Annotated in this window: 11 protein-coding genes and 2 pseudogenes; all 13 read left to right on the plus strand. The window is 44.6% G+C overall.

Annotation, left to right across the window (positions count from 1 at the left end; genetic code table 11):
- The 13 genes and pseudogenes from CK1_RS02205 (at position 1) to CK1_RS18745 (ending at position 12,118) form a co-directional block, all read left to right on the plus strand.
- Entirely contained in the window at positions 1-1,989 is a 1,989-nt protein-coding gene (locus CK1_RS02205; RefSeq protein WP_059085575.1) for a CoB--CoM heterodisulfide reductase iron-sulfur subunit A family protein, read from the plus strand.
- A complete protein-coding gene (locus CK1_RS02210) occupies positions 1,980-2,423 on the plus strand; it encodes a hydrogenase iron-sulfur subunit (RefSeq protein ID WP_015524686.1) in 444 nt (147 codons plus the stop codon). The genes CK1_RS02205 and CK1_RS02210 overlap by 10 nt, the downstream gene beginning before the upstream one ends.
- Positions 2,411-3,385, plus strand: a complete 975-nt coding sequence (locus CK1_RS02215) for a 4Fe-4S dicluster domain-containing protein (RefSeq protein WP_015524687.1) — start codon at positions 2,411-2,413, stop codon at positions 3,383-3,385. Before CK1_RS02210 ends, CK1_RS02215 begins: the two co-directional genes overlap by 13 nt.
- Before the next feature lie 3 nt (positions 3,386-3,388).
- The gene (locus CK1_RS02220) at positions 3,389-4,426 is read left to right on the plus strand and encodes a 4Fe-4S dicluster domain-containing protein (RefSeq protein ID WP_015524688.1); all 1,038 of its coding nucleotides are present in this window, start codon (positions 3,389-3,391) and stop codon (positions 4,424-4,426) included.
- Entirely contained in the window at positions 4,419-5,273 is an 855-nt protein-coding gene (locus CK1_RS02225; protein ID WP_015524689.1) for an FAD/NAD(P)-binding protein, read from the plus strand. Before CK1_RS02220 ends, CK1_RS02225 begins: the two co-directional genes overlap by 8 nt.
- 337 nt (positions 5,274-5,610) lie before the next feature.
- Positions 5,611-6,219, plus strand: a complete 609-nt coding sequence (locus CK1_RS02230) for a 4Fe-4S dicluster domain-containing protein (protein ID WP_015524691.1) — start codon at positions 5,611-5,613, stop codon at positions 6,217-6,219.
- Between the two features lie 13 nt (positions 6,220-6,232).
- Positions 6,233-6,511: a hypothetical protein gene (locus CK1_RS17860; protein ID WP_015524692.1), complete on the plus strand. Its 279-nt coding sequence runs from the start codon at positions 6,233-6,235 to the stop codon at positions 6,509-6,511.
- Positions 6,512-6,555: 44 nt separating this feature from the next.
- The gene (locus CK1_RS02235) at positions 6,556-7,842 is read left to right on the plus strand and encodes an FAD-binding protein (RefSeq protein ID WP_353611210.1); all 1,287 of its coding nucleotides are present in this window, start codon (positions 6,556-6,558) and stop codon (positions 7,840-7,842) included.
- A gap of 50 nt (positions 7,843-7,892) precedes the next feature.
- The gene (locus CK1_RS02240) at positions 7,893-8,735 is read left to right on the plus strand and encodes a fumarate hydratase (RefSeq protein WP_015524694.1); all 843 of its coding nucleotides are present in this window, start codon (positions 7,893-7,895) and stop codon (positions 8,733-8,735) included.
- Position 8,736: 1 nt separating this feature from the next.
- Positions 8,737-9,299 (plus strand): annotated as a pseudogene (locus CK1_RS02245) (Fe-S-containing hydro-lyase).
- Positions 9,300-9,549: 250 nt separating this feature from the next.
- A complete protein-coding gene (locus CK1_RS17865; protein WP_015524697.1) occupies positions 9,550-10,089 on the plus strand; it encodes a Fic family protein in 540 nt (179 codons plus the stop codon).
- Entirely contained in the window at positions 10,038-10,505 is a 468-nt protein-coding gene (locus CK1_RS17870; protein WP_353611104.1) for a Fic family protein, read from the plus strand. The genes CK1_RS17865 and CK1_RS17870 overlap by 52 nt, the downstream gene beginning before the upstream one ends.
- Positions 10,506-10,617: 112 nt before the next feature.
- A pseudogene (locus tag CK1_RS18745) lies at positions 10,618-12,118 on the plus strand (class I SAM-dependent DNA methyltransferase).
- The last annotated feature ends 24 nt before the right edge of the window (positions 12,119-12,142 follow it).

Genomic DNA, 12,142 nt, shown 5'->3' on the forward strand with positions numbered 1-12,142 from the left:
GTGCAGAGAATCGGTGTATTTGTCTGTCATTGCGGAAGTAATATTGCCGCTACGGTAGACGTGAAAAAAGTTGTGGAGATCATTGCAAAAGAGCCAGGAGTTGTCCATGCAGAAGATTATCAGTATATGTGTTCTGAAGCAGGACAGTCCAGGATCCAGGAAGCCATCCGTGAAAAAAATCTCACAGGAGTGGTTGTCTGTTCCTGTTCTCCGCGTATGCATGAGGCAACTTTCCGTAAAGCAGCGGAAAAGGCCGGCCTGAATCCATATATGGTGGAGATCGCAAATATCCGTGAGCACTGTTCCTGGATCCACAAGGATATGCAGGAGGCTACGGAGAAGGCCGTGATCCTTGCAAGAGCAGCAGTAGCAAAAGTCAATTTAAATGCTCCTCTTCAGCCGGGAGAAAGCCAGGTTACAAAGAGAGCCCTGATCATCGGAGGCGGTATCGCCGGAATCCAGACGGCTCTTGATATTGCCGATGCAGGCTATGAAGTTGATATTGTGGAAAAAACACCAAGTATCGGCGGAAGAATGTCACAGCTTGACAAAACCTTCCCTACTCTGGATTGCTCCGCATGTATCCTTACTCCAAAAATGGTGGAGGCTGCAGCTCACGAAAAGATCAATATCTATACATACAGTGAAGTAGAAAAAGTTGCAGGTTTTGTAGGAGATTTTACTGTTGATATCCGCAAAAAAGCGCGAAGTGTCAACATGGACAAATGTACAGGCTGTGGAGTCTGCCAGGAAAAATGTCCTTCCAAAAAGATTCCAAATGAGTTCAACAGAGGGCTGAACAACCGGTCAGCTATTTATACTCCGTTTGCACAGGCGATTCCAAATGTTCCTGTGATCGACAGAGAGCATTGCCTGAAATTTAAGACAGGCAAATGTGGTGTCTGCTCCAAAGTATGTCAGGCAGGAGCCATTGATTACGATCAGCAGGATGAGATCGTAACACAGAAATACGGAGCGATCGTGGTGGCAACCGGATTTGATACCATCAAGCTTGACAAATACGATGAATACGCATACAGCCAGAGCAAGGATGTGATCACATCTCTGGAGCTGGAGCGTATCATGAATGCTGCAGGACCTACAAAAGGACATCTTGAGCGCCTTTCCGATGGAAAAGCACCGAAGGAGATCGTATTTATCCAGTGTGTTGGAAGCCGTTGCTCCGATGACCGTGGAAAGCCATACTGTTCCAAGATCTGCTGTATGTACACAGCTAAGCATGCCATGCTGATCCGTGATAAATATCCGGATACCAATGTGACGGTATTTTATATTGATGTCCGTACACCTGGTAAAAACTTCGATGAGTTTTACAGAAGAGCAGTTGAGCAGTATAACGTAAACTACATCAAAGGTCAGGTAGGAAAAGTAATTCCGCAGCCGGATGGAACACTTCTTGTTCAGGGCTCGGATCTTCTTGATAATAAGCAGATCTTCAAGAAAGCAGATATGGTAGTTCTTGCAACAGCCATTGAGCCAAATCCGGATGTACGTAAGATCGCTACCATGCTTACTGCAAGTATTGACACCAACAATTTCCTTACAGAAGCCCATGCAAAGCTTCGTCCTGTAGAATCACCGACAGCAGGAATTTTCCTTTCCGGTGTATGCCAGGGGCCAAAGGATATCCCGGAGACAGTTGCCCAGGCAGGAGCTGCGGCTGTAAAGGCCATAGGGCTTCTTGCAAAGGACAAGCTGACAACCAATCCATGTACGGCAAAATCCGACGAGCTTCTCTGTAACGGATGCTCTACCTGTGCAAATGTATGTCCTTACGGAGCGATTTCCTATGAGGAGAAACAGGTCAACGATCACGGTATCCGTGAGACAAGAAGAGTTGCGGTTGTCAATACAGCACTTTGCCAGGGCTGCGGTGCCTGCACAGTAGCCTGCCCGTCAGGAGCCATGGACCTTCAGGGCTTCTCCAACAGACAGATTATCGCGGAGGTGGATGCAATATGTCGATAGAAACAAAGGAAGAATTCAGACCAAAGATCGTGGCATTCTGCTGTAACTGGTGCAGTTACGCCGGAGCAGACCTTGCCGGAAGCAGTCGTTTGAGCTATCCGGCGGATGTAAAGATCATCCGTGTTCCATGTTCCTGCCGTGTCAATCCCATGTTCATCCTCCGTGCCTTTGAAAAAGGAGCCGATGGTGTGATCATGTGCGGATGCCATCCGGGAGACTGTCATTACAGTACCGGAAACTATTATGCAAGAAGACGTATGACACTTCTGTTTTCAATGCTGGATTATATTGGTGTGGAAAACGGAAGAACACGTGTGGAATGGGTATCTGCCGCAGAGGGCGTGAAATTTTCACAGACTATGAATGAGTTTGTTGAGAAGATCCATTCACTTGGTAAAAACGTGAGATTGGAGGATATAAGATGCAGGAGCTGATAAAACGTGCAAAAGAACTGCTTGCAGATGGCACGGTAGTCCGGGTTCTTGGGTGGAAAGCCGGAGATCTTGCCTTTAATCCGGAACCAGCCTATTTTGAAACACCGGAATCTCTGGAGGATTTTGTTTATGATGGATTCTGCGGTGCCAATTTAAGCAAATATATGATCGAAGCTTCCAAGCTGGAAGGAAAAACCATGGTCTGTCTGAAGCCCTGCGATACATATAGCTTTAACCAGCTTTTGAAAGAGCATCGTGTAGACAGAGAAAAAGCCTATATCGTAGGTGTTGGCTGTAAAGGAAAGCTGGATATTGAAAAGATCCGCAAAATGGGGATCAAGGGTATCCGGGGAATTTCCGGAGCAGAGATTACCGGAGATGCAGAGACATTGACTGTGGATACTGTTTACGGAGAAAAAACCTGTGCATACAAAGATGCCATGCTGGAACGCTGCCATGTATGTAAAGGAAAAGAGCATAAAATTTACGATGAACTGATCGGTGAGTCAAAGGAGACAAAGGACGCTGACCGTTTCGCAGAAGTTGAGCGGATCGAGGCAATGAGTCCGGAAGAAAAATTTGCATTCTGGCAGAGCGAGCTGAGTAAATGTATCCGCTGTAATGCCTGCCGTAATGTATGTCCGGCCTGCAGCTGCCGCAAATGCGTTTTTGACAGCAATAAGTTCGACAGCGCCCAGAAGGCAAATGTGGATTCCTTTGAAGAAAAGATGTTCCATGTGATCCGTGCCTTCCATGTAGCCGGAAGATGTACGGACTGTGGCGAGTGCAGCAGAGTCTGCCCGCAGGGAATTCCCCTTCATCTGTTTAACCGTAAGTTTATCAAGGATATTGATGCGTTTTACGGTGAGTATCAGGCAGGCGAGGATGCGGAGTCAAAGGGTCCGCTTACCAGCTTTACCTTTGAGGATGTAGAGCCAGGGATCGTGGCAGAAAGGGGATAATGTATGTATAAGATCGCAGTAGAAAATCTGCCGGCATTATTCCGGAAAATTGCCGCAGACCAGGAATTATATTTACCGGTAAAGGTAAGTGAGCAGGTGAACTTCAAGGCATGGAGCGAGGATGCAGAAGTTTCCCTTGAAACACTGAAAACCGTGAAATCACCGAAGGATGCTTTCTTTCCGCAGAGTGAAAATCTCTATACCTGTAAAAAAGATGGGAAAAATATCAGCATTGAGCCTCAGGCACTGAAAGACCAGAATTTTGTCGTATTCGGAATGAGAGCCTGTGATGTACAGGGCGTGAAGGTTCTCGACAAGGTGTTCCTTGGGGATCCGGTGGATACTTTTTACCAGGCAAGAAGAGAACATGGAACTATCGTAGCTCTTGCCTGTCATGAACCGGAGGAAAGCTGCTTCTGTAAAGTATTTGGCATTGATGCCGCAGATCCGGAAGCAGATGTTGCAGCCTGGATCATCGAGGGAGAACTTTTCTGGAAGCCTCTCACAGAAAAAGGAAATGCTCTGACAGAAGCTGTGAAGGAGCTTTTGGCAGATGCTGATGAGACAAAGGTAGAAGAGGAGAAGAAGGCGATCCGTGGTATTATCGAGCTTCTTCCATATACACATCTTTCACTGGAAGGATGGGCGCAGGAAGAATACATGGACCGTTTCAATTCTCCTGTATGGGAGAAACTGTACAAGCCTTGTCTTGCCTGCGGAACCTGTACCTTCGTATGTCCGACCTGTCAGTGCTATGACATTAAGGATTACGACACAGGGCACGGTGTTCACCGTTACCGCTGCTGGGATTCCTGCATGTACTCTGATTTTACCATGATGGCTCACGGAAACAACCGTACCAGCCAGATGCAGAGATTCCGTCAGAGATTTATGCATAAGCTTGTTTATTATCCGTTAAATAATGACGGCATGTTCTCCTGTGTTGGCTGCGGCCGCTGCGTGGAGAAATGTCCGGAATCTTTAAATATCGTAAAAGTCATCAAGGCCTTTGAAACACAGGGAGGTGAAAAGAATGAGTGAATGTACCTGTCATAAAAATTATACACTGGATACGCTGATCCCCAAGGTTGGCGTGATCACAGATATCCGTCAGGAGACACCGGATGTAAAAACCTTCCGTGTGGAAGCTCCGGAGGGTGGAAAGCTTTTCGAGCATATGCCAGGACAGTGTGCCATGGTCTGTGCACCAGGCGTCAGTGAAGGTATGTTTTCCATTACTTCTTCTCCGACTGTAAAGGATTATCAGGAATTCAGCATCAAAAAATGCGGATCCCTTACCGATTATCTCCACAGCCTTCAGGTTGGAGATGAGATCGCAGTCCGCGGACCATACGGAAATCATTTTCCGGTGGAAGATAAGTTAAAGGGAAAAAATCTCCTGTTCATCGCAGGTGGAATCGGTCTGGCACCTCTTCGTTCCGTGATCAATTATGTGCTGGATAACCGTGAGGATTACGGAACAGTAGATATTCTCTATGGTTCCCGTTCCGCAGATGATCTGGTGCAGCTTAAGGAAATCCAGGAAGTATGGATGAAAACAGAAGGTGTAAATGTATATCTTACCATTGACCGTGAGCAGGAAGGCTGGGACGGTCATGTAGGATTTGTTCCGAATTATCTGAAGGAGATTGGTTTTGATACCAATAAGACCGCTCTGGTCTGCGGCCCGCCGATCATGATCAAATTCGTTCTGGCAGGACTGGAAGAGCTGGGCTTCTCCAGAGATCAGGTATATACCACACTGGAGCTTCGTATGAAATGCGGTGTCGGAAAATGCGGCCGCTGCAACATCGGAGACAAATACGTCTGCAAAGACGGCCCAGTATTCCGATGTGATGAGGTGGATGAATTACCTAATGAGTACTAAGTTATAGATTGCACCTTAAGAAACTTTCAAATATATGCGCTGGTTATAGCCAGTACACAGCCATGTGGAACAGCCATCTCGCTAAGATGCCCATTTTAGGAGCGATTTTAGCGGCGCTGAAATCCAGTACTTACGAAGACTTAGGAGTGAAGGCTCTCCTGAACTCCTTAGTCGCAGTTAGTACTTAGTTCAGCAGAGCGTTGCGACGGGCACGTGTGAGATGGCTGTTCCACATGGCGTACGATTTGGATAAAAGAAAGGACACCAACATGGAAAATAATATGGTAAACGTATATTTTTTCGGTAAAAATACAGCGTTCCCGGTGATCTGACCATTATGACAGCTATGGAATATGCCGGTTACACATTAAAAAGAGGATGCGGCTGCAGACACGGATTCTGCGGTGCCTGTGCGACCATCTACAGGATCAAGGGACAGAATGAGCTGAAAACCTGTCTCGCCTGTCAGACACAGGTGCAGGAGGGAATGTATGTGGCAAGTATCCCGTTCTTCCCTACAGACAAGAGACTTTATAATATAGAAGATCTTAAGCCGAACCAGCAGGTAATGATGGAGCTTTATCCGGAGATCTACAGCTGCATCGGATGCAATGCCTGCACAAAGGCCTGTACACAGGACTTAAATGTCATGCAGTATATTGCATATGCGCAGAGAGGCGAGCTTGAAAAATGTGCAGAGGAATCCTTTGACTGCGTAAGCTGCGGCTGCTGTTCCGTAAGATGTCCGGCAGGAATTTCCCATCCGATGGTAGGCCTTCTGGCAAGACGTCTCACCGGAAAATATATTGCGCCGAAAAGCGAGCATCTGGAGAAACGTGTGGAAGAGATCCACGAGGGCAAATTTGACGATATGATCGAGAAGATCATGCAGAAGCCGATCACAGAGATGCAGGAACTTTACAACAGCAGAGAAATCGAGAAGTAGGAGGGCGTAAAACATGTATGCACCATATCCAGAAAATATGATGGAATCCATCAAAAAGGTAGAGGCTACAAGAGCGGAGCGTATGGCAACAGAGCCAAGACGTCTGAGTGCAGATGAGAAAGATGCTCTTCTCAAAAAATTCCATCCGGACTATAACCCGGATGCATTTGCAGAGATTAAGGTAGGACCGAACAAGGGACAGAAAGCACCACTGGAACTGACAAAAATGCTCCATTCAGAAAGCCGTCTGCTCAACGAAAAATCGATCTTACAAAAATCGATTATGATGTAGATGTACTGATCATCGGCGGTGGTGGAGCAGGCTCTTCCTGTGCCATCGAGGCCCACAACGCAGGTGCCAACGTTATGATCGTTACAAAACTCCGTATCGGTGATGCCAACACCATGATGGCAGAAGGCGGGATCCAGGCAGCAGATAAAGAAAATGATTCCCCGGTACAGCATTATCTGGACTGCTTTGGAGGCGGACATTTTGCCGCAAAACCGGAGCTTGTAAAAAGACTGGTAATGGAAGCACCGGATGCGATCAAATGGCTCAACGACCTTGGTGTTGAGTTTGATAAAGCAGAAGACGGAACCATGGTCACTACACATGGCGGCGGTACCTCCAGAAAGAGAATGCATGCTGCAAAGGATTATTCCGGATCAGAGATCATGCGTACTATCCGTGATGAGGTCTTAAATCTTAAGATCCCGGTAGTGGAATTTACATCCGCTGTAGAACTTCTGAAGGATGAAAAAGGTCAGACTGCCGGTGCAGTTCTTCTCAACATGGAAACCGGAGACTATTCCGTTGCAAGAGCAAAAACAGTTGTAATTGCAACCGGTGGTGCAGGAAGAATGCATTATCAGGGATTCCCGACCTCCAATCACTACGGAGCAACTGCTGACGGACTCGTGCTTGGATACAGAGCAGGCGCTTCCCTTCTTTACCAGGATTCTATCCAGTATCATCCAACAGGTGCGATCTATCCGTCACAGATCCTTGGTGCCCTGGTAACAGAGAAGGTTCGTTCCGTTGGTGCACAGCTTGTAAATGCAAACGGAGAGGCTTATATTCATCCGCTGGAAACCCGTGACGTAAATGCTTCCGGTGTTATCCGCGAGTGTGAGGAAGGCCGTGGCGTTGAAGTTCCAGGTGGACGAAAAGGTGTATGGCTGGATACTCCGATGATCGAGATCCTGGGCGGTGAGGGAACTATCGAAAAGAGGATCCCTGCCATGTTCCGTATGTACATGAATTACGGCATTGATATGAGAAAAGTCCCGATCGTGATCTACCCGACCCTTCATTATCAGAACGGTGGTCTTGAGATCAACGGAGACGGCTTTACAAAAGAAATCCCGAACCTTCTGGTTGCAGGAGAGGCAGCAGGCGGAATCCACGGAAGAAACCGACTGATGGGCAACTCTCTTCTTGATGTAATTGTATTCGGACGAAATGCAGGTAAAAAAGCAGCTGCCAAATGCAAAGAGGTAGAGCTTGGCACTATGAATCTGGATCATATCAGAAAATATGAAGAGGAACTGAAAAATGCAGGAGTTGATACAGGAGACGTATCTCCTATGCTTCTGCCGAAATATGCCCGCCACGAACGTTAACAATATGTTATGATAATAAAAACATATGAGATAAGCGAAAGGAGTCTATTATGAGAGAAATCGAAGTAAACAGACTTACAGAGATTATCGAAAAACTCTGTATCGAAGCCAATGAACATCTCCCGGAAGATGTGAAGGATGCTATCAAAACCTGCCGTGCCTGCGAGGACGGCGAGATCGCAAAAGGTGTCCTTGATAACATTATCGAGAATTTTGATATTGCGGACAGTGAGAATGTTCCGATCTGTCAGGATACCGGAATGGCATGCGTATTCCTTGAAATTGGCCAGGATGTCCACTTTACAGGCGGAGATTTAAATGATGCCATCAATGAAGGTGTACGCCGCGGATACGATAAAGGTTACCTGAGAAAATCCGTTGTCAAGGATCCGGTACGCCGTGGAAACACAGGTGACAATACACCGGCTATGATCTATACAGAGATCGTTCCTGGAGATCAGGTGAAAGTAACTGTAGGACCAAAAGGCTTCGGAAGCGAGAATATGAGCCAGATCCGTATGTTCAAGCCATCTGCAGGCCTTCAGGGAATCAAGGATTTCATTCTTGAGGTTGTAGAAACTGCAGGTCCGAACCCATGTCCGCCTATGGTAGTTGGTGTTGGTATCGGAGGAACTTTTGACAAATGTGCACTTCTTGCAAAGAAAGCGCTGATGCGTCCTCTGAATACAGAGAACCCGGATCCTTACTATGCAGATCTTGAGAAAGAGATGCTGGAGAAGATCAACAAGCTTGGTATCGGACCTCAGGGCTTTGGCGGAAAGACCACAGCTATCGGTCTGAACATTGAGACTATGCCTACTCATATCGCAGGTATGCCATGTGCAGTTAACATCAACTGCCATGTAACACGTCATAAAACGGAGGTGCTTTAATATGGAAAGAAGAAAGATCACACTGCCTCTGACAAGAGAGCTGGCAAGAACTCTCCATGCAGGCGACCAGGTTTTACTGACAGGAACCATCTATACATCCCGTGATGCAGGTCACAAGAGAATGTGCGAGGCCCTTGCAAAAGGAGAAAAGATTCCTTTTGACCCTACAGATGCTACTATTTACTATGTAGGTCCGACTCCGGCAAAACCAGGCGAAGTCATCGGCTCCGCAGGCCCTACAACCAGCGGCCGTATGGATGCCTATGCACCGACTATGATGTCCGTAGGCGCCAGAGGAATGATCGGAAAAGGTGCCCGCCTTCCGGAAGTCGTAGATGCAATGAAAAATATGACGGCGTATATTTCGGAGCCATCGGCGGTGCAGGTGCACTTCTTGCAAAATGCATCAAAAAAGCAGAGCTTATCGCTTACGAAGACCTCGGAGCAGAAGCACTCCGCAAGCTTTATGTGGAAGACATGCCGCTTGTAGTCATCATTGACAGCGAGGGAAATAACCTCTACGAAGAGGGGCGTGCAGAGTACCTGAAAGACCATGCAGAATAATCTTTTGCTCTACAATATGATATTGTGATATATTTCAAAAAGGAATAAAAAAGGATAAAAGTCCGACAGTAAATGCTGAAAATCCGTGCAGAAGCATTTATTGTTGGGCTTTTTAATTTTATCATTTCACTTTCAATTTAATCATTCTTGAGAAAATGATCAAATTAAAGTTGACAATGATAAGATTGATTTATATACTTGAAGTAAATAAAATCGAAAAAAGAGTGATAAAGAAGGTGATGAAAAATATATGAGACAGTTTGATTATCGGGAAAAGTGGAAAAATCTGTTGACTCCTGAAATTGTATCTTACCTGACACAGATACATGAATTTAAAGGAGAACAAACTCTTTTTATTGAGGCCAAAGCAGATACTCTTACACAATTAGTTGAAATCGCCAAGATTCAAAGTACGGAAAGTTCCAATAAAATAGAAGGTATTTATACATCAGATATCAGATTGCGGGAATTGGTAAAAGACAAAACAAGGCCAAGGACAAGAAATGAACAGGAAATTGCCGGATACAGAGATGTATTGAATACAATTCATGAAAGTCATGACCATATCCCACCAAAGTCTGCGATTATTTTACAGCTCCACAGAGATTTGTATAAATTTGAAAGCTACAATATTGGAGGGAAATATAAAACTGCGGATAATATAATTGAGGAAGAAGATTCCCGGGGAATAAAAAAATACGGTTTAAACCAGTACCGGCCTGGGAAACACCGGAAGCAATGGAAGAACTATGCAGAGCATTTGAAGAGGCAATGGCAACAGGAGAAATAGATCCACTTCTTTTGATTCCAATGTTTATTCTGGATTTCCTATGCATACATCCGTTTAATGACGGCAATGGAAGAATGAGCCGTTTACTTACACTATTACTTTTGTACAGATCCGGCTATATTGTGGGAAAATATATCAGTATCGAGAGAATGATAGAAAATTCAAAGGAATTATACTATGAATGTTTAAGGGAAAGTTCTGAGAACTGGTATGAGAATAAGAATGATTATATACCATTTGTAAAATATATGCTTGGCGTTATCGTAGGAGCATACAGAGAATTTTCTTCAAGGATAAAATTGCTGATAACGCAGAATATATCAAAACCGGAGCGAATAGAAGAGATTATAAAAAATAATCCGGGTATAATTACAAAAAAGAAATCGCAGAAAAATGTCCGGATATCAGTGTGGTAACGATACAGAGAACACTGGCAGAATTACTGACAGCAGAAAAAATTTTAAAAATCGGCGGTGGCAGGTATACGAAATATACCTGGAATAATGAACGATAGATGGGAGATAAAAAATGATCACTGGTGAATTAAAAACAAAATAGATGGTTTATGGGATATATTTGCGGCAGGAGGACTTGTCAATCCACTGGAAGTAATCGAACAGATTACATACCTGATGTTTATTCATGATCTGGATGATTCCGATAATATGCGTGCAAGAGAAAGTGCAATGCTTGGCTTGCCATTTCAGAGTATTTTTTCCGGAGAAGTAAAAATAGGTGAGAGAACAATTGACGGAAGTCAGCTGAAATGGTCCGTATTCCATGATTTTCCGGCAGACAGAATGTATATGATCATGCAGGAATGGGTATTTCCGTTTATAAAAAATCTTCATAATGATAAAAACAGTGCATATTCCAAATATATGGACGATGCGATATTTAAGCTTCCGACACCACTCCTTTTATCCAAAGTGGTGGATTCTCTGGATGAAATTTACAAACTTATGAATGAAATCCAGACAGCAGATGTCAGAGGAGATGTATATGAATATCTTCTTTCAAAAATAGCTCAGTCCGGACGGAATGGACAGTTCCGTACACCAAGACATATTATCCGGATGATGGTTGAGATGATGGATCCGTCCAGTGATGAGATTATCTGTGATCCGTCATGTGGAACCTCCGGATTTCTGGTTGCAGCAGGAGAATATCTGAAAGAAAAAAGAAAAGAAGAAATTTTTTATGATAAGCAGAAAAAAATCATTACATGAATCATATGTTCCATGGATACGATATGGACCGCACCATGCTTCGTATTGGAGCTATGAATATGATGACTCACGGAATAGAAAATCCTTATATTGAGTATCGGGATAGCTTATCTGATCAGAATGCAGATAAAGATCAGTATTCTCTTGTGCTGGCAAACCCTCCTTTTAAAGGAAGCCTGGATGCAGAATCTGTTTCAGGAGATCTTCTTAAAGTTTGCAAGACAAAGAAAACAGAACTTTTATTTCTGGCTTTGTTCCTGAGGATTATGAAAATTGGAGGAAGATGCGCCTGTATTGTACCAGATGGTGTACTTTTCGGATCATCACGGGCACATAAATCCATCCGAAAAGAAATCGTTGAGAATCAGAGACTGGAAGCTGTAATATCCATGCCTTCCGGTGTATTTAAACCCTATGCAGGAGTATCCACAGCGATCCTCATTTTTACAAAAACAGAACACGGTGGAACAGATCAGGTATGGTTCTACGATATGAATGCAGACGGATTCAGTCTGGACGATAAACGTACTCCGGTCACAGAGAATGACATTCCGGATATTATAGAGCGTTTCAAAAACCTTGATAAAGAAGCAGAACGGAAACGAACAGACCAGTCATTTATGGTACCGAAAAAAGATATTGTAGAGAATGATTATGATCTCAGCATCAATAAATACAAAGAAATTGAATACACCCCAGTGGAATATCCTCCAACATCAGAAATCATGGCCAATATCCGGGAACTGGAGCTGGAAATCGGAAAAGAAATGGATGAGCTGGAACGGTTGTTGGGATTATAGAAGAAAGGATGGCAGATTCGAAAA

This window comes from Ruminococcus sp. SR1/5 (assembly GCF_000209835.1).
GTDB classification, from domain to species: Bacteria; Bacillota; Clostridia; order Lachnospirales; family Lachnospiraceae; genus Blautia_A; species Blautia_A fusiformis.

Bases quoted from the DNA above. Each gene is read 5' to 3' on its own strand.
- CK1_RS17860 (WP_015524692.1), top strand. From the start codon at position 6,233: ATGTATGCACCATATCCAGAAAATATGATGGAATCCATCAAAAAGGTA.
- CK1_RS17870 (WP_353611104.1), top strand. From the start codon at position 10,038: ATGGAAGAACTATGCAGAGCATTTGAAGAGGCAATGGCAACAGGAGAA.
- CK1_RS02230 (WP_015524691.1), top strand. From the start codon at position 5,611: ATGACAGCTATGGAATATGCCGGTTACACATTAAAAAGAGGATGCGGC.
- CK1_RS17865 (WP_015524697.1), top strand. From the start codon at position 9,550: ATGAGACAGTTTGATTATCGGGAAAAGTGGAAAAATCTGTTGACTCCT.
- CK1_RS02225 (WP_015524689.1), top strand. From the start codon at position 4,419: ATGAGTGAATGTACCTGTCATAAAAATTATACACTGGATACGCTGATC.
- CK1_RS02240 (WP_015524694.1), top strand. From the start codon at position 7,893: ATGAGAGAAATCGAAGTAAACAGACTTACAGAGATTATCGAAAAACTC.
- CK1_RS02215 (WP_015524687.1), top strand. From the start codon at position 2,411: ATGCAGGAGCTGATAAAACGTGCAAAAGAACTGCTTGCAGATGGCACG.
- CK1_RS02220 (WP_015524688.1), top strand. From the start codon at position 3,389: ATGTATAAGATCGCAGTAGAAAATCTGCCGGCATTATTCCGGAAAATT.
- CK1_RS02210 (WP_015524686.1), top strand. From the start codon at position 1,980: ATGTCGATAGAAACAAAGGAAGAATTCAGACCAAAGATCGTGGCATTC.